The sequence below is a fragment of the Mesorhizobium sp. ORS 3428 genome (assembly GCF_001854785.1).
GTDB lineage: Bacteria > Pseudomonadota > Alphaproteobacteria > Rhizobiales > Rhizobiaceae > Mesorhizobium.
In genome coordinates this window covers 25033-51555 of the sequence record NZ_MDFL01000140.1, presented here as the reverse complement: position 1 = coordinate 51555, position 26523 = coordinate 25033, and the positions used below count along the sequence as shown (strand labels likewise).

Below are 26523 nucleotides of genomic sequence, written 5' to 3'. Positions count from 1 at the left end.
GACACGACAACGATCTCCTCGGCCTTGCCGGCTTCCTTGATCCGGATCGCTTCCTCGACCGCGATCTCGTCGAACGGGTTCATCGCCATCTTGACGTTGGCGAGCTCGACGCCCAGTCCGTCGGCCTTCACCCGAACCTTGACGTTGGCATCCACAACCCGCTTCACGGGCACAAGGATCTTCATTTTCCTGTCACCTCTCCTGAGATAGTCGGGCGCGCTATAGCAGTGTGCGCCTGTTCAGAGTTGTCGAAAGCCGACATTCCCGGCGGAATATCCGTCCAGCATGGTGGCGTTTCCGTAGTGGCGGCAATCCGGCGCGTCAATATCCAGGACGCACCCAAATCGGTTCAGTCCTGAGGCGGAGCGRCTCCTCGACCCCATTGCRACGCCGGCTGCGCCGAACCCGGCGCGCTGCCGATGGGTTCGACGGGGACGGGCGCCGGCTGGACCGTCGGCACGGGATCCGGCTCGCCGTCGGCGCCGGCAAGCAGTGGCACGCCGCGGCTGCGCAGCACCAGCACGAGAACGGCGCCGGCGATGATGCCGCCGATATGGCAGGCCCAGGAAACCCGGTCTTCRCCGCCCGCAGCAAACATCACGATCTGGAACAGGATCCAGAGGATGAGCGGTATGAAAGCCGGGATGCGCAGAGGGATGCGCGCGAAGGCCAGAACCCAGACCTTAACCCTTGGATAGAGGATCAGATAGGCGGCGACCACACCGGCAATCGCTCCCGAGGCGCCGATCAGCGGTACCTGCGAATCCCAGGCCACCAACCCTTGAAAGAACGCGCCCGCGGCCGCRCAAAGCAGATAGAAGATCAGGTAGCGGATATGACCGAGCGCATCCTCGACATTGTCGCCRAACACCCACAGGAACAGCATGTTGCCGCCGAGATGGAAGATGTCGGCATGCAGGAAGGAATAGGTGACATAGCTGAGGCTCTCGGGGATGACGACGAATTCGGGCGACAGCTCGACTTTGTCGTGGACCACCGACGGGATGAAGCCGAGACCCAGCACCGCGGCGTTGTTGAAGTTTTCGCCGCCGAGCGTAGTCGCGAGATAGACCAGCGCATTCGCCACGATCAGGCCGATCGTCACATATTGCAGGCGGATGTGACGCAGCCTGTTGGTGTCRTAAAGCGGGATAAACATTGGATCCTCCCGCGATCCMTGATTGTCAGCGGTTCTTGCCGGGAACCCATAGCACGTCGGCATTTCCATTGTCATTGACCGCACGCGCGGCAACGAACAGGAAGTCCGAGACACGGTTGATGTATTTCAGGCCCTCGCGGTTGACGTRCTCGGCCGGATGCTGCGCCAGCGCCACCATGATGCGCTCGGCACGCCGCGCCACCGTTCGCGCCAGATGGAGGGCGGCCGCCGCCGGCGTGCCGCCGTTCAGCACGAAGGACTTCAGCGGCTGCAGATCCTTGTTGAGCAGATCGATGTCCTTTTCGATCCGCTCGGTCTGCGCGGCGACGATGCGCAGCGGCTCGTAGTCGAGCGGCTTGCCGCTGTCCGGCACCGCGAGATCGGCGCCGAGATCGAAAAGGTCGTTCTGGATGCGCGAAAGCATGGCGTCGATCGCCGGATGGTCCTTTCCGGTATGGATGCGGGCCATGCCGATGCATGCATTGGCTTCGTCCACCGTGYCGTAGGCTTCGACGCGCAGATCGGATTTCAGCCGCCGCTCGCCACTGCCGAGGCCGGTCGTGCCGTCGTCGCCGGTGCGGGTGTATATCTTGTTGAGCTTGACCACGTCGTTCTCCTTGCCCGCTATTTGCGGGTGAAATAGACGGTCAGCAAGATCAGCACCAAGGCGATGAACTGCAGCAACACGCGGGCCTGCATCAGCTTGTTCGAGGTGATGCCGGAGYCGCCGCGCATCATGTTGACCAGGCCGCGCAGGAGCACGACTACGACAGCGRCCAAGGCGACGATGGCAAGGATGTTAAAGGCGGTCCCCATGGGCGGACTCCAGTTCGGTTTCTGTCAGGCGCGCCTGGCGAGCACRCGGTAGAGCGCTGATGCCGGCAGGATGCGCTTGAGCACCACGCCGATCTTGGCCGGCACCGTTACCACATAGTGCGGGCGTGGGCGCCGCGACAGAAGTGCATGCCGCAACGCGGTGTGGACTACCTCCGGTCCCGGCTTCAGCCGTGACACGCTGCCGCCCGCCTGCAGCCGCGCGAGCTGGGCCTGATAGTCGGCGCGGTGGACGGAGTTCTCGACGTCGATATTCCTGAGGAACCACGCCAAGCCGTTGCTGGCGATMTTCGATCTCACCGGACCCGGCTCGATCAGCGACAGGTGGACGCCRCTGCCTTCGAGTTCCTGGCGCATGCACARCATCAAGCCTTCGACGGCGTGCTTCGAGGCCGAATAGGCGCCGCGAAAGCGGACTGGGGCGAGTCCCAGGATCGAGGAGCAATGGACAAGGCGGCCTTGYCCCTGACGCCGCATGACCGGCACGACGCGCCGCGTCAGGTCGTGCCAGCCGAAGAAGTTCGCTTCGAACTGCTCGCGCAGCGCTTCGACGGCCAAGTCCTCGACGGCGCCGGGCTGGGCGTAGGCACCGTTGTTGAACAGCGCATCGAGCGCGCCGCCCGTGCGCTTCAGCACGGCATCGACCAGCGCGGCGATCGATTCCGGCTCACGGTAGTCGAGATAGAAGGCCTCGATGCCGTCGGACTCAAGCGCGGCGATGTCGGCCGCCTGGCGCGCCGTGGCGAACACCCGCCACCCTTCCGCCTTCAATGCCCGCGCGCAATAGGCGCCGATCCCGGAGGAAGCGCCGGTGACGATAATGGTGCGCAACTCTTTCGCGGCGGTTTGAGCTGGGGTTGCCATTTGCCGCAATCACTTCCCATATTCGCGGCGTCGACACAATCGAGCGGAGCGCGGGTCCTTGCTGAGGAATATCGTCGCCGTCAAGCGCGTGCTCTACGATGCGATCGGCCATTTCACCACCGACGACGGCTGGGCGATGGCGAGCCACCTGGCGATCACCTCGCTGATGGCGCTGTTTCCCTTCCTGATCTTCGCCACGACATTGGCAAGCTTTCTCGGCGCGCGCGCCTTCGCCGACACGGCCGWGCATCTGGTCTTTGACACCTGGYCGGAGCAGATCGCCAAGCCGATCGCGCGCGAGGTGCAGAACGTGCTCACCGTGCGGCGCACCGACCTCCTGACGTACGGCGTGGTGCTTGCTGCCTACTTCGCCTCGAACGGCATCGAGGCTTTGCGCACGTCGCTCAACCGCGMCTACCGAGTGACGGAGACGCGCGGTATCATCTACCGCCGGGTGCAGAGCATCATCTTCGTGCTGATCGCGACGGCCTGTTTTCTCGCCGTCAGCGTGCTTCTGGTATTCGCGCCGCTGCTCGCGCGCCTGGCCGAGGCGCATTTGGAATGGATCAAGCCCTATATGGGCACGATCACCGTATGGCGTTACGTGATCGCCTCGACGGTCATCGTCATCGGGCTGTTCTCGGTGCATATCTGGCTGCCCGCCGGCAAGCGCCGCTTTGCCTCGATCATTCCGGGCATCGTCTTCACGCTGATCGCCTGGCTGGTCGGCTCAACGATCTTCGCCGTCTATCTCGACCACTTCTCCTCCTATGTGACGACCTATGCGGGGCTGGCCTCGATCATGATCGCGGTGGTGTTCCTCTACATCATCTCGGCCATCTTCATCCTCGGCGGCGAGCTCAACGCCGCGATCAGCCGCTATCTCGAAGCGCGTGCGCGAGTCGGTTGAGGCCTGTCTGGCCGGGCGGTTGCCAGGCCGACACCCAGCGTTGCGATCACCATGCCGGCGATCTGCAGCAGATTGAGCTGCTCGCCGAACAGAGCCCAGGCGATGACGGCGGTGACGGCCGGCACTAGGTAGAACAGCGAGGCGACCTTTGACATCTCGCCGTCCCTGATCATCACCATCAACAGAAAGATGGCGCCGATCGACAGCACCAGGACCAGCCATGCCATTGCGAAGACGAGCTCGCCGTTGACGGTGATCGTGCGCGTCTCGAAGGCAAGCGACCCCAGGATCGTGAGGACGGAGCCGCCGACATATTGCCACATCGTCGCCGACACGAGGTCGCCGCCGGAGGCGAAGCGCTTCTGCCAGATGGTTCCGGCGCTCATGCCGAGCACGGAAATCAGCGAGGCCGTCAGCGTTGCCGCCGTAACGCCGCCGCCGATCGCCCCGAGCTTCGGCCAGAGCACGATGACGACACCCAAAAGCCCGGCGGTCAGGCCGGTCCAATGCCGCGGCAGGATCGCCTCGCCGAGGAACTTGCCGGCGAGCACAGCAGTGATCAGCGGCTGCAGGCCGACGATCAGCGCCGAGAGCCCGGCCGGCATGCCCTTGTGGATCGCCCAGAACACGGCACCGAGATAGACGCCGTGCATGAGCACGCCCGCCACAATCGCGTGAAGCGCCTCTTTCCGGCTCGCCCGGCGCGAGCCGAGCACTGCAGAGAGGCCGGCGAACAGGATCGCCGCCAACACGAAGCGGATGGCGAGGAAGGTGAAAGGCTCAGCCCACGGCATGGCATAGCGCGCGCCGATGAARCCGGTCGCCCACAGGACGACGAAAGAGGCGGGGATGATCCGCTTGAAGCTGTGCATTGTGGGGGAAGCTGCCGGTGAAAAGTAATGATCGCAATTGCTCTAATACCGTTCAATTCGGCAAGCAAAACGAAACGGTTGATCCATAAGCTCATTCGAATTCAACAAACGGTGCCAGAGGGGCATGGCGTTAAGGCACGCCATGGAGAGGCATGCTTTTGCATCTCAGCGCGACTTGGCTGTTGTTCGCGGTCGCGACCGTCGCCGTCTTCGGCTTCTTCTTCGGCACAGCGCTCGATGCAATCATGAAGGACGACGGGTTCGGCTCGACCGGCAACACGCTGCTCTTCACGCTGGGCTTCTTCGTTGCGGTGATGGTTGCCAACGCCCATGGCATCAGTTTCAGGGACCTGAGACTTGCGGTCGCCTGGGGTCTGGGCGGCGCCTTCGTCTTCATCAGCGTGATGGCGCTCATCAAGGCCGGTCTGGCTCGCCTTTAATCCCTTTAATCGGCGCGTTGATACCCAGGTGATGCCGGCCTGGCCTGAATCTTAAGACGCTGCAACCGGCTAAAGCCCGATCAGCCGCCCGACGCCTTGCGGCGACACGCCTGCCTGTCTGAGCGCGGCAAGGCCGGTGTCCTTGAAACTCTTCGAAAGTTTTCTGCCGTCCGGCCCGAGGATCAGGCGGTGGTGGAAGTAGCGAGGCGGCGAAAGGCCCAGCAATTCCTGGAGCAGGCGCTGCACGCCGGTCGCCGAAAAGAGATCCTGGCCCCGAACCACATGGCTGACCTGTTGCAGCGCGTCGTCGAGGACGACGGCGAGATGGTAGCTGGTCGGGATGTCGCGCCGCGCCACGATGACGTCGCCCCAGGCCTGCGGCCTTGCTTCGATTGTGCGCGTTGCGGCCATGGTCTCGTCGGTGAACTCGATCCATGACAAGGCATCCGGCATGCGCGCCATGGCGGCCTCGACATTGAGCCGCCAGGCAAAAGGCATGTTCTCGGCGATGCGTCGCTTGCGCTCTTTCGCGGGCAATATCCTGTCCAGGGGCGGATAGAGCGGCACGCCGTCGGGGTCGCGCGGCCACTCGCGGCCACGCTTCTCGCTCTCGGCAATGAAGGCGCGGATCTCGCCGCGGCTCATGAAGGCGGGGTAGACAAGCTCCTCGGCGATCAGCCGGTCGAGCACCGCCTTGTATTCGGAAAAATGCTCGGACTGGCGCCGCACCGGCTCCTCCCAGCCGAGCCCCAGCCATTTCAGGTCTCGGAAGATGCCGGCCTCGAATTCCGGCGTACAGCGCGTGATGTCGATGTCCTCGATGCGCAGCAACAGCCGCCCGCCGGCCCGCGCCGCCATCTCCTGGTTGAGCAGGGCCGAATAGGCATGGCCGAGATGCAACTCGCCATTTGGGCTCGGTGCGAAGCGGAATGTCAGGAGCGTCATGGCTGAGGCGGCATTCGGGTTGAAAGGCGCTTGCGCCGGTTGATAGTTTGCTTAGCCATCAATTGCCACTTCGCGGCCGCCCAGGGAACACGCAAACGTGCAACGCATCGCCTCGCTCGACGACATTGCGGCAGGGCTCGACGCGCTCTGCCGCATCGATCCGCGGCTGGAAAGAGTGCGCGGCATAGCGGGTGAGGTGCCGCTTCGACTTTCGGAGCCGGGGTTCAGGAGCCTAGCCTCCATCATCGTCTCGCAGCAGGTATCTCGTGCCAGTGCGGATGCCATCTTCGCCCGGCTGGCCAGGCTGGTCGATCCGCTGACGCCGCAAGGGATTCTCTCCGCGGGCGAGGACATTTTCCGCGAGGCCGGTCTGTCGCGGCCGAAGCAGCGCGGGTTGATCGCAGTGGCGCAAGCCGTAGCCGCCGGGCTCGACCTAGATCACCTCTGCTCGCTCGAGGCCACTGAGGCGATCGCGGCGATGACGGCGGTGCCCGGCATCGGCCCCTGGACGGCGGAGTGCTACCTTCTGTTCGCCGCCGGCCACCCGGACGTCTTCCCGGCRCGCGATGTCGCCCTGCAAAGCGCGGTCGGCCACGCGCTCGGCATCGACCCGCGTCCGCCGGAAAAAACGCTCATCCGGCTGGCCGAATCATGGAGCCCGTGGCGGGGTGTCGCGTCGCGGCTTTTCTGGGCTTATTATCGCGAATTGAAGGGCAGGGACGCGGCGCCTTCTGCCGAAATCGCCAAAATTGCATGAAAATCATGTATTTTTGACCGTTTCGACGAGTGACAATCTGCTTCACATCCCTGTCATGTCGGGCTTACAGTATCCGGGCCGTTCGGTTCTAGAACCAAGGAGGCCAACGACGTGACGGTTGCCGTATCTCCGGATGGGCTTCCCGCACTGGTGCTGAATGCGGACTACCGCCCGCTCARCTACTACCCCTTGTCGCTCTGGTCGTGGCAGGACGCCATCAAGGCGGTCTTCCTCGACCGGGTCAATATCGTCGCGGAATACGRGCACGCCGTTTCCTCGCCGACCTTCTCGATGAAGCTGCCGAGCGTGGTCAGCCTGAAGGCCTATGTGAAGCCGTCGCGGCATCCGGCCTTCACCCGCTTCAACGTCTTCCTGCGCGACCGCYTCCAGTGCCAGTATTGCGGCACCACCGACGACCTCACCTTCGACCATGTCATCCCGCGCCATCGCGGCGGGGCGACGACCTGGGAGAATGTCGTGGCCGCCTGCTCGCSCTGCAATCTCAAGAAGGGCGGCATGATGYCGGCGCAGGCCAAGATGTGGCCGCTGCAAAAGCCCTATCAGCCGACGGTGCACGACCTRCACAACAACGGCCGCCTGTTCCCGCCCAACCATCTGCACGAAAGCTGGATGGACTATCTGTACTGGGATGTCGAACTGGAGCCTTGAGATCGTTCGATAATTCGGGAGGCTGGCCGCCTGAAGCGATTTTCTGCGCTTCCGGTGCTCACGGACTTAAATGTCCGCTTCGCTCCGGTTCTCGAAAATCACTTCATCCGACTCAGCCTGCCGAATTCTTTGAACGATCTCGGGTCGGCGCTTTGGGGTGATTCAGTCGCGCGACAGCGCGCTGCGGAAGGCGACGGCTGCCAGGATGAGGCTGGCGATGGCGTTCCAGCCGGCGAGCGACAGGCCGAGGATGCGAAGGGCTGCCTTGTCGCAGGAGGGCGGGACGAATTTGTCGAGCGCGTCGAGCACGCCCTTGCCCCCGGTATCCACCGGGCCGGCTCCGGCCGTGCAGTCGGCCGGCCCCGGCCACCATCTCCATTCGACGCCGGAGTGGTAGACGCCGAGATAGAGGCCGTAGAGCATCAACAGGCCGCCGATCGCGAGCAGCCCACGCGTCACCCAGGCAGGCGCGCGCAGCATCGAGGTGATCGCCGCCACCAACATCAGCGGCGCGCCGAGATAGTAGGGGGTGCGCTGCTCGAGGCAGAGGTGGCAGGGGATGTAGCCGCCTATGTATTGGAAGGCGAGCGCGGAGCCGACGGTGGCCGCCATGGCGACGGCGAGAAACAGCGCGGCCCGCGTCCGCTGGCGTCCGGTATCGGCATTCATGGTCGCTGTCATCGGTCCCTGATCCGTTCGCTTGGCTTATCCGTGGGCGTATCTGACGAGGATATAGAGCAAAATCAGGGCAGCGGCTCCGGCCCCGACAATCGTTCCCAAGCGCTTCTCGATGAACTCCTTGATCGACTCGCCATAGCGGCGCAGCAGCCAGGCGAGCAGCAGGAAACGGGCGCCGCGCGCGACTATGGCCAGCCCGATGAACAGCAGCAGGTTGACGCCRATCACGCCGGACAGGATCGTCACCACCTTGATCGGTGGCAGATGGGCGGCGCCTGAGGTGATCAGCATCAGGATGATGAAACCGACGCCGGAGGAGGTGCGCAGCTGCTCGAACTCGTCATACTTGCCATAGAATTCGAGGATCGGCTTGGCCACCGCTTCATAGGCGTAGTGGCCGATGAACCAGCYGGCGACGCCACCCAGCACCGAGGAGACGGTGGCGATCAGCGCATAGCGGTAGGCACGCTCGGGTTTTGACAGCGCCATCGGCAGATAGAGCACGTCGGCCGGCACCAGGAAGACGGAGCTCTCGACGAAGGCGATGAAGGCAAGCCACCATTCGGCCGATTTCCTTGCCGCCAGCGACAGGGTCCAGTCGTAAAGTCCGCGAAGCATCGGCTCTCCTAATGTCGCCCCAAGCGGCGCAGCGGTTTTCGGCCACCGGCTTGCACGAAACAAGGACCCAAAGCGCCGCAGCCGTCGTTTCCGACCCCGGGCGCTTCAAACGTTCGCCTGTCTAGAAAGATTTTCCGCGCCGCACAATGCCGGCGCCTTCACGAAACCGAAAGGCGTGGCTCGTGCGCAGCTCGCGCCGGCAAATCGGCAACAGGCCAGTTGACGAAAACCCGTCCGCCCGTATAGTCCGCGCCCATCCAGGCCGTCCGGCCTGAGCCCCTATGGCGGAATTGGTAGACGCGCTCGACTCAAAATCGAGTTCCGCAAGGAGTGCTGGTTCGATCCCGGCTAGGGGCACCACCCTTCGCTCTTCGAGCTTCGGGTGGCTGGTCACCTAAAGATGTTAGGTGAAGATCTTCGATTTTTCGCGTCTTCATGGACGTCCGGCCGAGCTCCGTCGTAACATTCCGCCTTGCTTCTTTGGAGGAGACGCAGCATGGACCGGTTCACCGGAGGTTGCCTGTGCGGCGATGTCCGATTTGTGGCGTCGGGTCGGCCGTATCGGGTCGCCATCTGCCACTGTCTCGACTGCCGCAAGCATCATGGCGCGGTTTTCTATGCTGCCGCGGTGTTTCACCAGGATGCGGTGACGGTCGAGGGCGAAACGCGCGACTATGCCGGACGGTATTTCTGTCCGCGCTGCGGCTCGTCCGTTTTCGCACTCACCGCGGACGAGATCGAGGTGCATTTGGGCTCCCTCGATGCCCCTAACCAGCTGAAGCCGACCTATGAGAGCTGGGTCATCCGCCGCGAGTCCTGGCTGCCGCCGTTTCCGGTGACGAAACGCTACAAGCACAATCGCAAGGCCACGAGTCGCTTCGAAGAATAGTCAGCCGCCGGTGCAGGATCACTWCGGAAGACCGGCCTTGCGGAAGCCGTCGACGAAATGCTTGAGCATCGCGGCGTCCCGGAACGGTTCCGTCGCGGCCCAAAAGCCGGTGGAGAAATGCGGATTGGCGACGAGGAACATCTCTACCTCGGCGCGCGCCTCRTCGAGCCGGCCGAGCTGCGCAAGGCTCGCCGCCAGGAAACGGCGCGAGCCTGTGCGGTAAGTCTCGTCCCTGCGCAGCGTCTCGATGGCGGCATCGTAGTCGCCGGCTGCATATTGCGCCTGGCCGAGCGTCAGATAGTACCAGCTTGCCGGAAACGGGTTCAGGCGGAAGGCCTTCCGGATCTGCTCAAGGCCCTCCTCGACCCGTCCGGCCAGAACCGTGATGTCGGACATCGTCGCCCAGGTGTCGGCCTCGTTCGGATCGAGCTCGATCGCCCTGGCGAATTCCGCATCCGCCTCGTCGAAGCGGCGCTCATAGGCAAGCAGGTTGGCGAGCACCCAGCGGCAGCCGGCGTCGTTGGGGTCGATCGCCACCGCCTTGCGCGCCAGCTCCAGGGCGATGCTGCGCGCGGGTTCGATCGGCTGGCCCCAATGCACCCAGCCCATCCAGTGGTTCATGGCGAGCCAGCGATAGGCCTCGGCATAGTCCGGATCGAGCGAAACCGCGCGCGTCAGCATCAGATGCGCTTCCCGCGCGGCCTGCGGCGAATCGTCGATCARCTTGCGCGCCCGCACGCAAAGATCGTAGGCCTCGAGGTTCTTGGGCCGATTGCGCGGCGGTGGCGCGCGCAGGCGGCCGAGCAACGCTTCCACGATCTTGGCCGTCACCTCGTCCTGGACGGCAAAGATATCTTCCAGGCTGCGATCGAAGCGTTCCGCCCATAGATGCTCGCCGCTCACCGCGTCGACGAGCTGGGCATTGATGCGCACGCGCCCCGCGGCGCGTCGTGCGCTGCCTTCCAGCAGGTAGCGCACGCCAAGCTCCCCGGCGATCGCGCGCACGTCCATCGCCTTGCCCTTGTAGGCAAAGACCGAGTTCCGCGCGATGACGAACAGGCCGGAGTTCCTTGACAGGTCGGTGATCAGGTCCTCGGTCAACCCGTCGGCGAAGGATTCCTGCTCGGGGTCGCTGCTGAAGGCAACGAAGGGCAGCACGGCTATCGACGGCTTGTCGGGCAGCGGCAAAGATTTTCGCGCCGCGCCGGCGAGCTGTTCGACGGCGCCCGTGAAGCGGTAGCCGACGCGCGGAACCGTGGCGATCCATTCGCCGCCGCCTTCGCCTGCATCGCCGGCCGGGCCAAGCAGCTTCCTGAGCTGAGCGATCTGGACGGTGAGGTTGCCTTCCTCGACGGCCGTGCCCGGCCAGGCCGCGTCCATCAACTCGGCTTTGCCCAGGATTTCGCCCGGACGTCCGACGAGCGCCGCAAGCAGCTTCAGCCCGCGGTAGCCGACAGCAACGGGAACATCGTCGCGAAGGAGCGTTCCCGCCCCCGGGTCAAACACGAATGGACCAAAGGCAAAGCGCGATCCCTGCATGGGGCGCATCTATAGCCAGTTTGGATGTTTTTGGAACTATTTGGCCGCGCTTAATTACGCCGCCGTTCGCATTCGGCATCATTCAACTTCTTTCAGGTCGAAGGCTATCCCCGCCTTCGAGCCATATGGAGGTTGCCATGAACGATAGCTGCACCTTTGCGTCAGCGCCGCATCAGGCGGCAGCACCCGTAGGGCGGGTATCGCGTCGGCGCCAGGCGACCCTGCGAGGCATGATCGCGGCATGGCGCGAGCAGGCCMACTTCCGCTGGGAACTCAAGCGGATGTTGCGGGACAATCCGCATCTGATCGACGATATCGGTCTGACGAGACGCCAGGCCGAGGAAGAGATCGCCAAGCTGCCTTTCTGGCAACGATAGGGCGAAAGCAAAGACATCGGACTGCGGCGCCAGTAAACCCATCGCCGTTATCTGGAACCCTACCGCATATTTCCCGTATGCCCTTGCGAATAGCGCCCCGGCTGCGGCCAGACGGTGAGGCCGTGCGGTTCGGCGCCGACGCGGATCTTGGTCACGGCGCCRCTCGTCGTGTCGATCATGTAGACCTCGCCGTCGAAGCGGYCGGACAGCCATAGCTGCCTGCCGTCGGCGCTGACATTGCCCATGTCGGGGCTGCCGCCGCCGGGGATCGGCCATTGGGCGACGACCGAGCGGGTCGCGAAGTCGATCACCGTCACGCTGCCGGGTCCCTTCGCCTTGCCCTGCTCCATCTTGTGAGAGCCGCGGTTCGAGACGTAGAGCCGCTTGGCGTCGCGRCTGACGACAAAACCGTGCGCTCCTATTCCCGTCGGGATGAAGCCGATCTCCTTGAAGCTGTCGCTATCGATCAGGAACACRCCGTCATTCATCATGTCGGCGACATAGAAGACCTTGCCGTCGGGCGAGAGCCTTATGTCCTGCGGCATGCCCATCTTCGACAGGTCGAGATGGCCGAGCACTTTCTGGTTCTTYAGGTCGATCTTGGCCAGCCCGCCGTCRCCATATTCGCAAGTGAAGATCGCATAGGAATTGTCGGCCGAGAAATCGGCATGGTTGATGCCGGGGCAGGTCGGCGTCGGGATGACCGATTTCAGCGCCATTGTCTGCGGATCGCGCAGGTCGAGCTGCTTCAGCGCCTCGTCGACGATGATGGCGGAGCTGCCGTCCGGCATGAAATACACATTGTAGGGGTCGTCGACCGGCACCTGCTTGCCGGGCTTTGCAGTCGTGGGGTCGATCGGCGTCAGGCTGCCGTTCTTGCCGGTGCCGTTGTTGGCCACCCAGAGCGTCTTCAGGTCCCAGGAAGGAACGACATGCTGCGGCTTGCTGCCGACAGGAAACCTGTCGACTTCTTTCAGGGTCACCGCGTCGATCACCGAGACGCTGTTCGAGGACCGGTTCGGTACATAAACGCGCTGCAAAGCGCCGGCCGTCGCCAGGCTCATATGGCCTGCGGTCGTCTGGCTGTAGATGCCGACGGGTTGGGGCGGGGAATCGGAGCAATCCTCGGGGCAGGAGCCGGCGAAGGCGCCGGCCGCCGGCAGCGCGGCGAGCAGCAGGCCAAGCAGCGGAACCGACAGGCCGGCATGACGCAGGAGTGTTCTGATCATCTGGAATGCTTTGCGATGAGTGTGGACCGGAGCGGCCCGCCGGATGCCATAGCCTGTGTAACGCCGATCATCTAGCGCCTTTTCAGCAGGCTCCGCATGCGGTTGCGCAGGATGCGCGCCATGTTGCGGGTCTCACGGTAGAGATGCAGTTGCGAGGCCGCCTGGCGGGCGAGGCGGTCGGCATCGGGCGTCAGGCCGACGACCAGCGTGCCCATCGGCTTGCGCTCCGTCCACAGCCGGCTCATCACCGGGTGATCGGGCATCGCGCAGGAATCGGTCATGGCCATGTTCGGATCGTCGAGATGCTGCTTCGTCACCTCGATCGTCAGAAGCGTGCCCGGCGAATAAGCGGAGAGCGTCTCGTCATAGGCCGTCTTCCAGGTGTAGGCGACGCCCGCCTCGACGAACACGACCAGGCAGGCGATGGTGCGGCCGTCGAGCCGCAGCGAGTGGATGCGGCACATGTCCTGCTCGRCCAGCCGGTGTACGGCCTCACGGGCGAAGGCGGCGCGGTAGCGGTCGATCGCCATGGCGGTGCGCTCGCGGCCCTTCCAGCCGGCGGCCTCCAGCGTCAGGAAGCCCTCGATGGCGTGGCGGATCTCGTCCGGCCCGCGCGCCACGACATGCTCGAGCCTGCCGAGGTCGGCGAGGCGTCGCTTCAGGCGGCGGAATTCGCGATAGTGATGCGAGCGCAGCGATGCCTTGAGGTAGTCGTCGCCGTCGGCGTCGCTGTCCAGCACCGGGCGCTCGACCTTGCCGGTGGTGACCAGGGTCAGGCCGCGGCTGTCGGCAAAGGAGGTGAGGAGGCTCGCCACCGGACCGTCCAGCCTGATGTCGGGCAGCACGAACACTTTCGGCAGCTTGAGATGCGGCCTGGACAGCATCGAGAAGAAATCCTCGATGACGCCGACCSGGTCGTCGCGGTCGACCAGCGGCGTGCCGAGCGGACCGAACGGGCTCGACCATGTGCGCAGGACCGGGACGCCGAGCGGGATTGCCGGCCGCTCGACCGAGAAGGGTACCAGAAGCCGCAGCCGGTTGCGGAACTCGTCGCCGTCGCGGACCACGGCGAGCCGTACCTCGCGGTCCTCAAGCCTCGGCATGGCGGGCGCCAGGAAGCGCGGGTTGAAGAAGACGTTGGGCTCGACCGTGCGGGTGCAGAGATAGTCGAGTTCCTCGACGAGGTCGAAGCCGGCCGACGCGGGATAGATCGCGAGCCGGCGCTCCGGCCGGTTGCTGGCGAAGAGCTCGATATGGGCGGGGTCGGGCTCCCTGGCGAGGCCGGCAAGGCCCGACACCATGGCGCCGGCCGGGCCGCCGCTGGTCTCTTCGAGCAACGGAACGGCGGCCATCAGGCGATATCCTTGTTTGCAGGCACGAAGATTGCCATGACGATGCCGAGCTTGCGCCAGACGGTGAAGGAGAGCGCGCCCGCCTCGAAGACCATGGCAAGGCTGGTGGCGATCGCGGCGCCCCAGAGGCCGAAAAGCGGGATCAGGATCACGTTGAGACCGATGTTCAAGGCAAGCGTCATGGCATAGACGGCGGCGCAGATGTTCTGGTTGCCGCTCATGGTGAGCAGGCTTTCGCAGGGGCCGACGGCGCCGCGGGCGACGACGCCCAGGACGAGCAGGAAAAGCAGCGGATAGCCGGCGGTGAATTCCGGGCCGAACAGCACCAGCATCGGCTCGCCGAGCGYCAGCACCAGCAGCGCCATGGCCAGCGACGGCCAGAAGGTCCAGGTGACGGTCTCGCGGGCGAAGGCGGCGAGCCTTTCCGGCTCGCCATGGGTGAACTGCGCATAGCGCTGGGCGACGCCCGCCTTGACGGCGAAATAGACGAAATGCACCAGCGCTAGCGTCTTCACCGTGGCGAAATAGACGGCGACGTCATTGGGGTCGAGATAGGCGCCGACCATCAGCACGTCGGCATTGGTGAGCAGGAAGAAGAAGCTCTCGACAAGGAAGATCGGCAGCGAGACGAGGAACCACTGGCCGAAATGCACCGTCACCGGTCCGGCCGGGATCCTCCTGTCCATGCGCGAGGTGACGCCCATCAACTGGCCGAGCGTCGTGACATAGGTGGCGCCGATCGAGGCGAAGATCGCGGTCCTGGCGTCCGGGGCGTAGTTCAARGCGAGCATCAGCGCCATGAACACTAGGATCAGCACCGGCCGCACCAGATAGGTCGGCGACAGCGCAAACAGCGCCCATGAGTTCGCCCGCGCCAGTCCCTGCAGGAGATCGCCCAGCGCGATCATCGGCAGGCAGATCACGCCGAGGATGAAGGGAATGACGTAATAGTTCTCGATCCAGCCCGAGAACAGCCAGACGCCGAGCGCGCCGAGGCCGGCAAACGCCGTCGAGGCGATCAATACGAACAGCCGGCTCGCCATCACGATGCCGCGCAGCTCAGCGAGCATGCCGCGCTCGCGGTATTCGGGAATGAAGCGGATGACCGAGGTGTGGAAGCCGAGGCAAGCGAGGTTGCCGACGATGACCATCGTCACCCAGACCAGCACGAAGATGCCATATTCGAACGAGCCCATCCAGCGTGCCATCAGCACCTGGCTGATGAACGCGATGACGGCGCTGATGATGCGGATGGAAAAGGCGATCAGCGACATGCGGCCGGCTTCGCCGCGTTCGTCGGCGGTGAACAGCACGGCATCGATGCGGCCAAGCAGCGGACGCATGCGCAGCGCCCAGCGCTGCGGCAGGAACCGCCCGGCAGTCGTCGCCGCGGAAAAGCGCACCCCGAATACTCTCCGTTTTCCGCCCTCTTTCCGCGGGCTGGTCTAGCGAAAACACATTAAGAAACGGTTGGGTGAGCCTTCCTTCTCCCCGTTACTGCAGGGGAGAAGGGAAGCGCTCTGCGTCAGCGGTGATGCCACCAATATTCCCAGTATTGGCGCGGCATCTCGCGCTCGTTGAGGCCGATGTCGCGTTTCAGATAGTCGTCCCGAGGCGGCAGYCGCCGTCGCCGGTTTCGCAGAGGCGAGAGCAGCGCCGCCATGGCCCRCCGCACGATGCCGCTCCGTGGCGAATCCGCCGGGGCGGATACACCCTTGCCGTCCTGCTCGACATCAGGTCCGCCAGCGACGGGGATGATCGGGTAGCCATCGTTCTGCCGTTCGTCTGCCGGGTCAGCGATAAAAGTAGGGGTCGAGGACCCGCACCTCCGTGATCTTGTCGACCGGAAGCGAATTCTTCTGCGAGGTGCTGCGGATCGCCTCGGGTGAGGGCGCGTCGTAGATGCAGAAGCTCTTCGACTTGTCAGGCGAGACGAAGGACTGCACCCAGGTCACGCCCTTCTCGGCGTTGCGGGCGATGACGCTGCCCATGGCCGTCGCGCCGGCATCGTTCATCGGCACGTTGAGTCCTTCGGGAAATGTACGTTCAACCAAATAGCGAGGCACGATTGTCTTTCCTTTCGGTGATTGAATCACGCTCGGTTCGAGCGCGGCCGGACTAAAATCACGCTCGCAAGATCCGCGCATCGGAGCCTTTCCCCATATTGGGCGGGACGATTCCCCATGTTAAAAGCGTTGTTTGTGGAGAGAGGCACCTCAATGTGTGGAAGGTCACATTGTCGAGCGCCCGTCCGGATTATCGAGGCGGCGTCCCGCCGCGGTTAAATCCTGACTTCGCGAAAGAAACAAAAATGCTTCTGGAACGRCAGGCGCAGTTGCGGCAACTGGAGGCTCTTCTCGCGGGTGCAATGCAAGGCAGCGGCCGCGTCGCCGCGCTGTCCGGCGAGGCCGGCGCCGGCAAGACGGCGCTGGTGGGGGCTTTCCTGGATCGTTCAGGGCAGGGGGTGACCCTATTGCGCAGCGCCTGCGAGGACCTGTCGATCCCCGACCCGCTGGGACCGCTCTACGACCTTGCCCGCGAGGCGCAATGGGAATTGCCGCGCGCGATTGACGACCGGCAGGGGCAGAGGCTGYCGCTGTTTTCCGATGCGCTCAACGTCTTCGAGGCGAGTGGTCCGAGCCTGCTCGTCATCGAGGATCTGCATTGGGCGGACGACGCGACGCTCGACTTCGTCCGCTTCCTCGGCCGGCGCATTGCAAACACCCACATCCTGCTCCTGGTTACGGCGCGCACCGATCGCAGCGAGGGACAGATGCGGGTGCGCCGGGCGCTCGGCGAGATCCCGGCCGGCAATGTCCAGCGCATCGAGGTGCCGCTGCTCAGCGAGGCCGCAGTGCTCTCGCTGGCGGACACAGCCGGCCGCGACGGCGGCGCCATCTATCGGGCTACCGCCGGCAATGCCTTCTTCGTCACGGAGCTGCTCGCCGCCGAAAGCGACATCGCCCTGCCGGCCAGCGTGCGCGATGCGGTGCTTGCGCGGGCGGAGCGGCTGTCGCCCGGCGCCCGCTCGATGCTCGACGCGGTGTCCGTGTTTCCGCGCCGCGCCGACGCCTGGGCACTCAGCGGCCTGTGCGGGATCGCCGCCGCCGGCCAACTCGCCGAATGCGTCGCCCAAGGCCTGCTCGAGGATTTCGGCGACGGCTACGCCTTCCGGCACGAGATCGCCCGCCGGGCCATCGAGATGGCGCTCACGCCCAGCCGACGGCGCGAGTACAACCAGCGCGCGCTGGCGGCGCTGCAGGAGGATCCGGACGTGGCGACGGCAAGGCTGGTGCACCATGCCGTGGAGGCGCAGAACCTGGAGGCGGTGCGCGAGCTTGCCCCGCTCGCGGCGCGCGAGGCCTCACGCGTCGGCGCGCATCGCGACGCGGCGGGCCACTACGAGGTTGCCTTGCGGCATGCCGACGGCCTGCCGATCGAAAGCCAGGCGGCTCTCTATGAAGGGCATGCCTTCGAATGCCACCTGATCGGCCGCATCGATGCAGCCATAGAGGCGCAGGGCCAGGCGCGGCGGCTGTGGCAGGCGCAGGGCGACAGGCTGAAGGAAGGCGACAGCCTGAGATGCCTGTCGCGCTTCGCCTATCTCATCGGCGACCGCGAGGCCGCGGACCGTTTCGGAGCACAGGCCGTCGAGCTTCTGGAAACAGCGCCAGACAGTCCCGAGCTTGCCATGGCCTATTCCAACCTCTCGCAGCTGGCGATGCTGGCCGAAAGGCTTGACGATGCGCTTGCACTCGGCGGCAGGGCGGTCGAGCTGGCGGAGCGGCTGAACCGGCCGGACATCCTGTGTCACGCGCTCAACAATGTCGGCGCCGCCGGGCAATGGCTGGATTTCGCCAAGGGGCGGCGCGACCTCGCCCGCAGCCTGGGGATCGCCCTTGCGGGGAATTTCCAGGAACATGCGGCGCGCGCCTTCACCAACTGCGCCTGTGTCGAGATGAACAGGCTCAGTCTCAACGAGGCGGAAGCCTTCCTCGATCGCGGCATTGCCTATTGCGTCGAGAACGATCTGGCCACCTGGCGCGACTATATGCGCGGCGTGCAGGCGCAGCTGTTGCTGCGGCGCGGCTTGTGGAACGACGCGRCCGCGGTGGCGCACGACGTCATCGACGACGAGGCAACGACCGCGCTTGTCCGCTACCCCTCGCTGGTGGCGCTGGCGAGACTGCGGATCAGGCGCGGCGATCCATCGCCCGAGCCGGTGCTGGACGAGATGAAGCGCTTCCTGGACAAGGGCATGGAGTTGCAGCGGCTGGCGCCTTACGCCGCGATAATGGCGGAGCGCGCATGGCTCGGACAGGGCGACCGGCACGAGGCGCTGCGTCTGATCGATCTTGCCGAAAGCCTGTCGCCGGCACGCGCGGTGTTCGGCGAGCTGGCGACTTGGCGCCAGCTTCTGTCGCCCGATAGCGATCCCGGCGAGACCAACGGCATGGCGGAGCCGCATCGCCTCCTGCTTACCGGCGACTGGCGGGGCGCCGCGGAAATCTGGGCCGGGATGGAGGCTCCCTTTGAGCGCGCGCTTGCGCTGCTGCAGGGCGACGAGCCGGCGCTGCGCGAGGCGCTCGACCTATTCGAAGGGCTCGGCGCAAGGCCGGTCGCGCAGCATGTGCGCGGCCTGATGCGGCAGAACGGCGTCAGCCATATCGCGAGGGGCCCAAGRCAGGCGACGCGCGCCAATCGCGCGGGCCTGACGCAGAGGCAGATGGAAGTGCTGCAACTGATCGAGCGCGGCTTCTCCAACAAGAAGATCGCCGCGCATCTGACGATCTCGCCGAAGACGGTCGATCACCATGTCTCGGCGGTGCTTGAGAAGCTGGAAGCCGTCTCTCGCGGCGAAGCGACCGCGGCCGCGCGCGCTTCGGGGTTGTTGTGAAGGTTGTTGGTTACGGAAAGCCCAGCGCTTTTTGGCTTTCGCTAGAATCGCCGACGCCGGCGCTGCCCCTCATCCGCCCTTCGGGCACCTTCTCCCCGTGAAACGGGGAGACGGAARGGGTGCGTGCGTCAGGCGAAAGCGCCGTGGCAGTGCTTGTATTTCTTGCCCGAGCCGCAGGGGCAGGCCTCATTGCGGCCGATCTTGCCCCAGGTCGCCGGGTTCTTCRGGTCGCGGTTTTCCGGCGCGACGATGGCGTTCTGATCCTGGCGGACCAGCAGCGCGGTCTCGCCGCCCTGGAAATCGTCCTCACCGGTGGTGCCGTCGATGTGGCTGCCGAACATGTCGGGTGCAGCCGGCGGCGGCGCGTCAGCCGCCTGGCGGACCAGCTCGACGCGCATCAGCTGCGCGGTGACGGCCTGGCGTAGGTTGCCGAGCATGCCCTGGAACAGCTCGAAGGCCTCGCCCTTGTATTCCTGCAGCGGATCGCGCTGGGCATAGCCGCGGAAGCCGACGACCGAGCGCAGGTGGTCGAGGTTGACGATGTGTTCGCGCCACAGATGGTCGAGCGTCTGCAGCACCACCGAACGTTCGACATAGCTCATCACGTCGGGGCCGAAGCGCTCGGCGCGCTCCTTGGCGGCGGCTTCGGCAGCAGCCGAGATGCGTTCGCTGATGTCGTCCTCGGCGATGCCCTCTTCCTTGACCCACTCCTCGACCGGCAGGTCGAGATTGAGGTATTGCGCCACTTCCTCCTTCAGGCCGGCAACGTTCCACTGCTCAGCATAGGCGTTTTCGGGAATGTGCTTGGCGACGATGTCCTCGATGACGCCCTCGCGCATGTCGGTGACCGTCTCCRACAGGCCTTCGCCGTCCATCAGCTCGAGGCGCTGCTCGAACACCACCTTGCGCTGGTCGTTCGAGACGTCGTCATATTTCAAGAGGTTCTTGCGGATGTCGAAGTTGCGCGCCTCGACTTTCTTCTGCGCCTTTTCCAGCGCCTTGTTGATCCAGGGATGGATGATCGCTTCGCCTTCCTTGAGGCCGAGCTTCTGCAGCATGCCGTCCATGCGCTCGGAGCCGAAGATGCGCATCAGATCGTCCTGCAGCGACAGGAAGAATTTCGAGCGRCCCGGGTCGCCCTGGCGGCCGGAACGGCCGCGGAGCTGGTTGTCGATGCGGCGCGATTCATGGCGCTCGGTGGCGAGCACATAGAGGCCGCCGGCGGCCAGCGCCTTTTCCTTCAGCTTGGCAATGTCGTCGCGGATCTGCTTTTCCCGCGCTTCGCGCTCCGGTCCGGCCGGAACTTCCGCCAGCTCCTCGGCGATGCGCATGTCGGCATTGCCGYCAAGCTGGATGTCGGTGCCGCGGCCGGCCATGTTGGTGGCGATGGTGATGGCRCCGGGTTTGCCGGCCTGGGCGACGATGGCCGCCTCGCGCTCGTGGTGGCGGGCGTTGAGTACTTCGAAATTCTTGATGCCTTCCTTGCGCAGGCGCTCGGCCAGGTGCTCGGATTTCTCGATCGAGGTGGTGCCGACCAGGATCGGCTGGCCGCGCTCGCGGGCGTCGCGGATCTCCTTGACGATCGCCTTGTATTTCTCATCGACCGTCCGATAGACCTCGTCGTCCTCGTCCTTGCGGGCGACAGGCAGGTTGGTCGGGATCTCGGTGACCTCGAGATTGTAGATGTTGGCGAATTCCTCTGCCTCGGTGAGCGCCGTGCCGGTCATGCCGGCGAGCTTCTTGTAGAGGCGGAAGTAATTCTGGAAGGTAACGGAGGCGAGCGTCTGGTTCTCGGGCTGGATCTGCACGTGTTCCTTGGCTTCGAGCGCCTGGTGCAGGCCTTCCGAATAGCGGCGGCCGGGCATCATGCGGCCGGTGAATTCGTCGATGATGAYGATCTCGCCGTTGCGCACGATGTAGTCCCTATCCTTCTGGAACAGTAGGTGCGCCTTCAGCGCGTTGTTGACATGGTGGACGATGGCGACGTTCTCGACGTCGTAGAGCGACTCGCCCTTCAACAGGCCGGCGTCGCGCAGCATGTTTTCGAGCTTCTCGGTGCCGTCCTCGGTGAAGATCGTGGTCTTCTGCTTCTCGTCGACCTCGTAATCGTCGGGGCCGAGCTTCAGCATGAAGGCGTCGATGGTGTTGTACATTTCCGAGCGGTCCTCGAGCGGACCGGAAATGATCAGCGGCGTGCGCGCTTCGTCGACCAGGATCGAGTCCACCTCGTCGACAATGGCGTAGGCATGGCCGCGCTGCACCATCTGCGAGCGCTCATACTTCATGTTGTCGCGCAGATAGTCGAAGCCGAGCTCGTTGTTGGTGCCGTAGGTGACGTCGGCCGCATAGGCCTCGCGGCGTTCGTCGTCGGAGAGGCCGTGAACGATGACGCCGACGCTGAGGCCGAGGAACTTGTAGATGCGGCCCATCCATTCGGCGTCGCGCTTGGCGAGATAGTCGTTGACGGTCACGACATGCACGCCCTTGCCGGCAAGTGCATTGAGATAGACCGGCAAGGTGGCGACCAGCGTCTTGCCCTCGCCGGTGCGCATTTCGGCGATGCCGCCATTGTGCAGCACCATGCCGCCGATCAGCTGCACATCAAAAGGACGCAAGCCGAGCACGCGGCGCGCCGCCTCGCRCACGGTGGCGAACGCCGGTATCAGCAGGTCGTCGAGCGAAGCGCCGTTGGCCAGATCCTGACGGAATTTTTCGGTGCGGCCGGCAAGCTCGGCATCCGAGAGCGCCTGCATCTCGTTTTCCATGGCATTGATGGCCTCGACCCGGGGCCTGGTCGCCTTGACTCGGCGGTCGTTGGAAGAGCCGAAAACCTTACGCGCGAGAGCGCCGAGACTGACCATCCAATGGTCCTTTCGATAGCAATTTTGGCCGTTTGCGACGGGCGCCTGGCGGGCCTATCAAATCYGCGTGAATGCGGACAAACGCAAAAAGCGCCCGGAAAACGGTTCTGGACGCCAAGTCGTTGGACAGATAAGAGGGGGCTCAACTGATGTCAACGCCGCGTTAGCCCTATGGGCAGCGCCAAATTCCGCCACAATCCGACTGATCTGGAACCTTTCCGCTCAAGCGATCCTTATTGGCAATCCCCATTGGAGTTATCTTGATGTCCCTGTTGTTTCGCCGTGCGTCGTTCGCCAGCCTCGGCTTGGCCGTCGGCCTCTCGGCTCTTTCRCTATCRCCGCTGATGGCGCAGGAAACCAAGCCCGCCCAGCCGGACGCCGCTGCGCCCGCCGCCGCTCCGGTCGACCCGRATGCCGTGGTCGCCACCGTCAATGGCGAGAAGCTGACCGAGTCCGACCTTGCGCTTGCCGAGGGTGAGCTGTCGCAGCAGTTCCAGCAGCTGCCGCCTGACCAGCGCCGTGCCGCCGCGCTCTCGGCCGCCATCGAGATCCGCGTCATGGCCAAGAAGGCGGTCGACAGCGGTCTCGACAAGAATCCCGATTTCCAGCGCCGCATGGCGTTCCTGCAGCAGCGCGCCCTGCATGGCGAAGTGGTCGAGAAGGAGGTCGTCGACAAGGTGACGGATGCCGATGTCCGCGCCCGCTACGATCAGGAAATCGCCAACACGCCGCCGGTCAATGAGATCCACGCCCGCCACATCCTCGTCAAAACGAAGGAAGAGGCCGAGGCGATCATCAAGCAGCTCGACGGCGGCGCCGACTTCCAGAAGCTCGCCAACGAGCACACCAGCGACCCGAGCGGCAAGAGCAATGGCGGCGACCTCGGCTGGTTCGGTCCCGGACAGATGGTGCCRGAATTCGACAAGGCGGCGTTCGCGCTGGAGGTCGGCAAATACTCCAAGGAGCCGGTGCAGTCGCAGTTCGGCTGGCACGTCATCAAGGTCGAGGACAAGCGCGCCAAGCAGCCGCCGGCCTTCGAGGACGTGAAAGATCAGGCCAAGCAGGCCGTGATCCGCGACAAGTATTTCGCCATGGTCAAGCAACTGCGCGGAGCGGCCAAGGTCGATATCCCGGACGCGAAGCTGAAAAAGGACGTCGACACGCTGGAAAGCGGCAAGTAACCGGCCGCCGGAAGGGAACTTGCAAAGGGCGCCCGCGGGCGCCCTTTTCGCGTTTCAGGTCACGCGCGGGCTATGCCCCGCACCACATAGCGGACGGCGGCGCGGACCGCCGCCTCGTCTTCGTCCAGGCGGTTGGTCAAAAGATGCGTCCAGGCGAATGAGGCGACGAGATCGGCCACCAACTCGGCATCGACATCGGCCGCCACCTCGCCGCGCGCCTTGGCGCGCTCGATCATCAGGCCGGTATGGGCGCGCCGCCCCTTCGCATAGTCGGCAAGCGCCGCCGCGGCCGCGCCGTCGGATTGCGCCTCGGCGATCAGCGATCTGAAGACATTGCCGGACGAAGTATCGCGCCAGTGCGCGAACAGATTCATGAGGAAGCCGGCAAGGTCGGCCTCGAGGTTTCCCGTATCAGGTGTCTCGACACGTTTTTGGCGCTGATAGACCTCGATCAGCAGCGCCGCCTTGCTTGGCCACCAGCGATAGATTGTCGGCTTGCCGGCCCGTGCCCGCCGAGCGACGGCCTCRATCGTGAAGCCGGAATAGCCCGCCTCGCTCAGCACCGCTTCGGCGGCCTCGAGGATGGCGTCGGCGCTTTCGGGGTTGCGCCTGGYGCCGATAGATTTGCGTCCCGGGGCGGCGATTTCACCCATTTCGTCTTCCTTAGCCGGTGAATCCCCTGCGGATCATATTCGGTTCGGACCTGAAACGAAACGGCCCGTTTTGGATGYGGCGGCGTCGGAACTGCCTGCAAAACGCGGCCAGAACGCCTCTTGYGCCAACGCGCGCTATCGGGCAAACCGGCCTTCATTTTGCGTTCCTGCCGCTTCGGGGTCCCAATGTCCGCAACGATTTCGCCACTCGCGCCGAAGAAATATCCCAAGATGCCGGTTATCGAGGGCGTGCGCATCGCTACCGCCGAGGYCGGGATCAAATACAAGAACCGGACCGACCTTCTCGCCATGGTCTTCGATCCGGGTACGGCCGTCGCCGGCGTCTTCACGCGGTCGAAATGTCCCTCTGCGCCGGTCGACTACTGCCGCCAGAACCTGCCCGCCGGCAAGGCGCGCGTGCTGGTGGTCAATTCCGGCAACGCCAACGCCTTCACCGGCAAGAAGGGCAGGGCCTCGACCGCGCTGACCGGCGAGGCGGCGGCGAAGGCCGCCGGATGTTCCGAGAGCGAGGTGTTCCTGGCCTCGACGGGGGTCATCGGCGAACCGCTCGACACCAACAAGTTCAGCCATCTGCTCACCGGCCTGGTAAAGGACGGCAAGCCGGAGCTGTGGACCGAGGCGGCGCAGGCCATCATGACCACGGACACCTATCCGAAGGTGGCGACGCAGACGGTCAAGCTCGGCGATACCGACGTCACCATCAACGGCATCGCCAAGGGCGCCGGCATGATCGCGCCCGACATGGCGACAATGCTTTCCTTCATCGCCACCGACGCGCCGATCGCCGCCCCCGTGCTCCAGGACCTGCTGTCGCGCGGCACAGCCAAGACGTTCAATGCGGTCACCGTCGACAGCGACACTTCGACCAGCGACACGCTGCTCATTTTCGCCACCGGCAAAGCAGCGGCGCGCGGCGCGCCCGCTATCAGCGACCCGAAGGATGCGCGACTCGGCGCCTTCCGCCGCGCGCTCGGCAAGGTGCTGAAGTCATTGGCGCTGCAAGTCGTGCGCGACGGCGAGGGCGCGCGAAAGCAAGTCGAGGTCACTGTCACCGGCGCCAAATCGGCGCGCTCGGCCAAGCGCGTCGCGCTTGCGATCGCCAATTCGCCGCTGGTCAAGACGGCAATCGCCGGCGAGGACGCCAATTGGGGCCGCGTCGTCATGGCTGTCGGCAAGGCCGGCGAACCGGCCGACCGCGACCGGCTGTCGATCTGGTTCGGCGACAACCGGCTGGCCTATGAGGGCGAGCGCGATCCGGGCTACTCCGAGGAAGCGACCTCGGCCTATATGAAGCGGGACGACATCCGCATCCGCGCCGACCTCGGCATCGGCCGCGGCAAGGCGACGGTGTGGACCTGCGACCTCACCAAGGAATATGTCGCCATCAATGGCGACTACCGGAGCTGATGGCGCCGGTGTCGAGGCATCCGGCAAGCGTGCTGGCGATCGTGCGTCGCTTCGAGGCGGCGGGCTTTCGCGCCTGGCCGGCGGCGGCCGTRCATTACGACGGCACCTGGGTGGTGCGGCTGACGGCCGGCCATCCGGCAAAGCGGCTGAATTCGGTCAATCCGCTCGATCCGGGCGACACCCATGCCATTGCCGAACGCATCGTGCGGGCCAGCCGCCGCTTCGAGGCTTACGGCCGGCCGCTGACCTTTCGCATGTCGCCGCTTTCGGGCCAGGTGCTGTCGAAGCATCTCGACGAGGCCGGCTGGAGCCGGTTCGATGAATCACTGGTGATGYGCCTGCCGCTCAAGGAGGCCGAGCTCGACGGTGCGAGGGACCAGATTCCGCTCAAGGACATCAGCCGCTTCATCGGTGCGGCGATCAGGACGAACGGCTCGGACGTCTCGCTGCGCCCAGGCCTGTCGGAGGTCATCGGCGCCATCCAGCCGGAGGCAGGGCTGTTTGCGCTCGAGAACGGCAACGATCCGCTGGCGACCCTGATCTGCGTCCATGACGGCGATCTCGCCGGACTGTTCGAGGTCGCCACCGAGAAGTCGGCGCGCAACAAGGGGCATGGCCGCAACCTCATCCTGTCGGCGCTGAAATGGGCCAGGCTGCGCGGCGCGCGAGACGCCTGGCTGCAGGTCGAGGCCGGAAACGTCCCGGCGCTGTCGCTCTATCGGTCGCTCGGCTTCGAGGAAGTCTATCGCTACCACTATCGTCGGCCGCCGGGCGCATGAGCGAGATCAAGCCAGCCGGAAAACGCCTGCTTCTCGTTGCGGCCTGCGCGCTGGTCGACGCCGACCGGCGCGTGCTTCTGGCGCAACGCCCCGAGGGCAAGCAGCTCGCGGGCCTTTGGGAGTTTCCGGGCGGCAAGGTCGAGCCCGGCGAGACACCCGAGGAATGCCTGGTCCGCGAACTGCATGAGGAACTCGGTATCGAGACCGAGATCCCGTGCCTCGCGCCGCTCACTTTCGCCAGTCACAGCTATGACGATTTCCACCTGCTGATGCCGCTTTATATCTGCCGGCGCTTCCGCGGCATCGCGCAGCCGAAGGAAGGGCAGGGACTGAAATGGGTCAGGCCGCGGCAGATGCGCGACTATCCGATGCCGCCGGCCGATGCGCCGCTGATCCAGTTCCTCATCGATCTCCTGTGATCTAGCGATTTTTTCGCAGTTCGGGACTGAAAGCCGTCAGGCACTTTCCTGTAATGCTCCAAGCTGTTGTTGCCTCGTCTGTTTCAGGCAGCGTTAATGGAAGATTTATCCCGATATGGAACTTTGAAGCAAAGTCGCCCGCGCGGCGGCACGTCGATTTGTTTGGAGCCCAT

Annotated in this window: 26 protein-coding genes, 1 tRNA gene and 1 pseudogene; 12 read left to right on the top strand and 16 right to left on the bottom strand. The window is 64.8% G+C overall.

The window, feature by feature from the left end; genetic code table 11:
- From ORS3428_RS23990 to ORS3428_RS23970, 5 genes and pseudogenes are all read right to left on the bottom strand, one after another.
- Nucleotides 1–185: pseudogene (locus tag ORS3428_RS23990) on the bottom strand (electron transfer flavoprotein subunit beta/FixA family protein); the annotation flags it as partial.
- 164 nt (nt 186–349) lie between these two features.
- Nucleotides 350–1159, bottom strand: coding sequence for a rhomboid family intramembrane serine protease (locus ORS3428_RS23985; protein ID WP_071100769.1), 810 nt, complete (start codon nt 1157–1159; stop codon nt 350–352).
- A gap of 25 nt (nt 1160–1184) precedes the next feature.
- Nucleotides 1185–1766, bottom strand: a complete 582-nt coding sequence (locus tag ORS3428_RS23980) for a cob(I)yrinic acid a,c-diamide adenosyltransferase (protein WP_071100768.1) — start codon at nt 1764–1766, stop codon at nt 1185–1187.
- A 17-nt stretch (nt 1767–1783) separates the two neighbouring features.
- Nucleotides 1784–1975, bottom strand: coding sequence for a twin transmembrane helix small protein (locus ORS3428_RS23975; RefSeq protein ID WP_071100767.1), 192 nt, complete (start codon nt 1973–1975; stop codon nt 1784–1786).
- Between the two features lie 24 nt (nt 1976–1999).
- Nucleotides 2000–2857 (bottom strand): SDR family oxidoreductase, encoded by an 858-nt coding sequence (locus ORS3428_RS23970; RefSeq protein WP_071100766.1) that lies wholly within the window; start codon nt 2855–2857, stop codon nt 2000–2002.
- A 58-nt stretch (nt 2858–2915) separates the two neighbouring features.
- Here ORS3428_RS23970 and ORS3428_RS23965 point away from each other — a divergent pair, with 58 nt between their 5' ends.
- Nucleotides 2916–3767 (top strand): YihY/virulence factor BrkB family protein, encoded by an 852-nt coding sequence (locus ORS3428_RS23965; protein WP_071100765.1) that lies wholly within the window; start codon nt 2916–2918, stop codon nt 3765–3767.
- Here ORS3428_RS23965 and ORS3428_RS23960 read toward each other — a convergent pair.
- Complete coding sequence (locus tag ORS3428_RS23960) at nt 3737–4639, bottom strand: DMT family transporter (RefSeq protein ID WP_071100764.1); 903 nt, start codon at nt 4637–4639, stop codon at nt 3737–3739. The two genes, ORS3428_RS23965 and ORS3428_RS23960, sit on opposite strands and share 31 nt — an antisense overlap.
- A gap of 152 nt (nt 4640–4791) precedes the next feature.
- Here ORS3428_RS23960 and ORS3428_RS23955 point away from each other — a divergent pair, with 152 nt between their 5' ends.
- Entirely contained in the window at nt 4792–5079 is a 288-nt protein-coding gene (locus ORS3428_RS23955) for a hypothetical protein (RefSeq protein ID WP_071100763.1), read from the top strand.
- Nucleotides 5080–5148: 69 nt separating this feature from the next.
- Here the strand turns inward: ORS3428_RS23955 and gluQRS are convergent, their stop codons facing one another.
- Nucleotides 5149–6024 carry a tRNA glutamyl-Q(34) synthetase GluQRS gene (gene gluQRS / locus ORS3428_RS23950; RefSeq protein WP_071100762.1) on the bottom strand — a complete coding sequence of 292 codons (876 nt, stop codon included), beginning with the start codon at nt 6022–6024 and terminating at the stop codon, nt 5149–5151.
- Between the two features lie 97 nt (nt 6025–6121).
- Here gluQRS and ORS3428_RS23945 point away from each other — a divergent pair, with 97 nt between their 5' ends.
- Complete coding sequence (locus ORS3428_RS23945; RefSeq protein ID WP_071100761.1) at nt 6122–6781, top strand: DNA-3-methyladenine glycosylase family protein; 660 nt, start codon at nt 6122–6124, stop codon at nt 6779–6781.
- A 111-nt stretch (nt 6782–6892) separates the two neighbouring features.
- Complete coding sequence (locus ORS3428_RS23940) at nt 6893–7450, top strand: HNH endonuclease (RefSeq protein WP_071100760.1); 558 nt, start codon at nt 6893–6895, stop codon at nt 7448–7450.
- Between the two features lie 162 nt (nt 7451–7612).
- On the opposite strand, the gene ORS3428_RS23935 is transcribed toward ORS3428_RS23940, so the two are convergent.
- Nucleotides 7613–8131 carry a disulfide bond formation protein B gene (locus tag ORS3428_RS23935; RefSeq protein WP_071100759.1) on the bottom strand — a complete coding sequence of 173 codons (519 nt, stop codon included), beginning with the start codon at nt 8129–8131 and terminating at the stop codon, nt 7613–7615.
- Nucleotides 8132–8155: 24 nt separating this feature from the next.
- Nucleotides 8156–8746: a YqaA family protein gene (locus ORS3428_RS23930; RefSeq protein ID WP_071100758.1), complete on the bottom strand. Its 591-nt coding sequence runs from the start codon at nt 8744–8746 to the stop codon at nt 8156–8158.
- Nucleotides 8747–9021: 275 nt separating this feature from the next.
- Between ORS3428_RS23930 and ORS3428_RS23925 the strand changes: the two genes are divergently transcribed.
- Both ORS3428_RS23925 and ORS3428_RS23920 read left to right on the top strand, forming a co-directional pair.
- Nucleotides 9022–9106, top strand: a tRNA-Leu gene (locus ORS3428_RS23925).
- 136 nt (nt 9107–9242) lie between these two features.
- Complete coding sequence (locus ORS3428_RS23920) at nt 9243–9635, top strand: GFA family protein (RefSeq protein ID WP_071100757.1); 393 nt, start codon at nt 9243–9245, stop codon at nt 9633–9635.
- Nucleotides 9636–9653: 18 nt separating this feature from the next.
- Here ORS3428_RS23920 and ORS3428_RS23915 read toward each other — a convergent pair whose 3' ends face one another.
- Nucleotides 9654–11183 (bottom strand): winged helix-turn-helix domain-containing tetratricopeptide repeat protein, encoded by a 1530-nt coding sequence (locus ORS3428_RS23915; RefSeq protein ID WP_244508083.1) that lies wholly within the window; start codon nt 11181–11183, stop codon nt 9654–9656.
- Nucleotides 11184–11311: 128 nt separating this feature from the next.
- On the opposite strand from ORS3428_RS23915, the gene ORS3428_RS23910 reads away from it, so the two are divergent.
- Complete coding sequence (locus ORS3428_RS23910) at nt 11312–11551, top strand: DUF1127 domain-containing protein (protein WP_071100777.1); 240 nt, start codon at nt 11312–11314, stop codon at nt 11549–11551.
- Between the two features lie 59 nt (nt 11552–11610).
- Here the strand turns inward: ORS3428_RS23910 and ORS3428_RS23905 are convergent, their stop codons facing one another.
- The 4 genes from ORS3428_RS23905 to ORS3428_RS23890 all read right to left on the bottom strand — a co-directional run bounded on the left by ORS3428_RS23905 (nt 11611) and on the right by ORS3428_RS23890 (nt 16198).
- Entirely contained in the window at nt 11611–12780 is a 1170-nt protein-coding gene (locus ORS3428_RS23905; protein ID WP_071100755.1) for a YVTN family beta-propeller repeat protein, read from the bottom strand.
- Between the two features lie 71 nt (nt 12781–12851).
- Nucleotides 12852–14132, bottom strand: a complete 1281-nt coding sequence (locus tag ORS3428_RS23900; protein ID WP_071100754.1) for a GNAT family N-acetyltransferase — start codon at nt 14130–14132, stop codon at nt 12852–12854.
- Nucleotides 14132–15535: a lipopolysaccharide biosynthesis protein gene (locus tag ORS3428_RS23895; RefSeq protein WP_071100753.1), complete on the bottom strand. Its 1404-nt coding sequence runs from the start codon at nt 15533–15535 to the stop codon at nt 14132–14134. The genes ORS3428_RS23900 and ORS3428_RS23895 overlap by 1 nt, the downstream gene beginning before the upstream one ends.
- Nucleotides 15536–15925: 390 nt before the next feature.
- The gene (locus ORS3428_RS23890; protein WP_071100776.1) at nt 15926–16198 is read right to left on the bottom strand and encodes a DUF4242 domain-containing protein; all 273 of its coding nucleotides are present in this window, start codon (nt 16196–16198) and stop codon (nt 15926–15928) included.
- 245 nt (nt 16199–16443) lie between these two features.
- On the opposite strand from ORS3428_RS23890, the gene ORS3428_RS23885 reads away from it, so the two are divergent.
- On the top strand, nt 16444–19029 hold the full coding sequence (locus ORS3428_RS23885; RefSeq protein WP_071100752.1) for a helix-turn-helix transcriptional regulator: 2586 nt from the start codon (nt 16444–16446) through the stop codon (nt 19027–19029).
- 128 nt (nt 19030–19157) lie between these two features.
- Here the strand turns inward: ORS3428_RS23885 and secA are convergent, their stop codons facing one another.
- Nucleotides 19158–21890, bottom strand: a complete 2733-nt coding sequence (secA, locus tag ORS3428_RS23880) for a preprotein translocase subunit SecA (RefSeq protein WP_071100751.1) — start codon at nt 21888–21890, stop codon at nt 19158–19160.
- Nucleotides 21891–22153: 263 nt separating this feature from the next.
- On the opposite strand from secA, the gene ORS3428_RS23875 reads away from it, so the two are divergent.
- A complete protein-coding gene (locus tag ORS3428_RS23875; RefSeq protein WP_071100750.1) occupies nt 22154–23071 on the top strand; it encodes a peptidylprolyl isomerase in 918 nt (305 codons plus the stop codon).
- 59 nt (nt 23072–23130) lie between these two features.
- Here ORS3428_RS23875 and ORS3428_RS23870 read toward each other — a convergent pair whose 3' ends face one another.
- Nucleotides 23131–23724 carry a TetR/AcrR family transcriptional regulator gene (locus ORS3428_RS23870; protein ID WP_071100749.1) on the bottom strand — a complete coding sequence of 198 codons (594 nt, stop codon included), beginning with the start codon at nt 23722–23724 and terminating at the stop codon, nt 23131–23133.
- Nucleotides 23725–23910: 186 nt separating this feature from the next.
- On the opposite strand from ORS3428_RS23870, the gene argJ reads away from it, so the two are divergent.
- Genes argJ through ORS3428_RS23855 form a run of 3 tightly spaced genes read left to right on the top strand, consistent with a single transcriptional unit; the run spans nt 23911 to nt 26350 of the window.
- Entirely contained in the window at nt 23911–25152 is a 1242-nt protein-coding gene (gene argJ, locus ORS3428_RS23865) for a bifunctional glutamate N-acetyltransferase/amino-acid acetyltransferase ArgJ (RefSeq protein WP_071100748.1), read from the top strand.
- Nucleotides 25152–25931 carry a GNAT family N-acetyltransferase gene (locus tag ORS3428_RS23860; RefSeq protein ID WP_172833723.1) on the top strand — a complete coding sequence of 260 codons (780 nt, stop codon included), beginning with the start codon at nt 25152–25154 and terminating at the stop codon, nt 25929–25931. Before argJ ends, ORS3428_RS23860 begins: the two co-directional genes overlap by 1 nt.
- Nucleotides 25928–26350: a (deoxy)nucleoside triphosphate pyrophosphohydrolase gene (locus tag ORS3428_RS23855; protein ID WP_071100747.1), complete on the top strand. Its 423-nt coding sequence runs from the start codon at nt 25928–25930 to the stop codon at nt 26348–26350. Before ORS3428_RS23860 ends, ORS3428_RS23855 begins: the two co-directional genes overlap by 4 nt.
- The last annotated feature ends 173 nt before the right edge of the window (nt 26351–26523 follow it).

Coding starts and splice junctions, on each gene's coding strand:
- ORS3428_RS23920 (WP_071100757.1), top strand. CDS start 9,243: ATGGACCGGTTCACCGGAGGTTGCCTGTGCGGCGATGTCCGATTTGTG.
- ORS3428_RS23935 (WP_071100759.1), bottom strand. CDS start 8,131: ATGACAGCGACCATGAATGCCGATACCGGACGCCAGCGGACGCGGGCC.
- ORS3428_RS23955 (WP_071100763.1), top strand. CDS start 4,792: ATGCTTTTGCATCTCAGCGCGACTTGGCTGTTGTTCGCGGTCGCGACC.
- gluQRS (WP_071100762.1), bottom strand. CDS start 6,024: ATGACGCTCCTGACATTCCGCTTCGCACCGAGCCCAAATGGCGAGTTG.
- ORS3428_RS23855 (WP_071100747.1), top strand. CDS start 25,928: ATGAGCGAGATCAAGCCAGCCGGAAAACGCCTGCTTCTCGTTGCGGCC.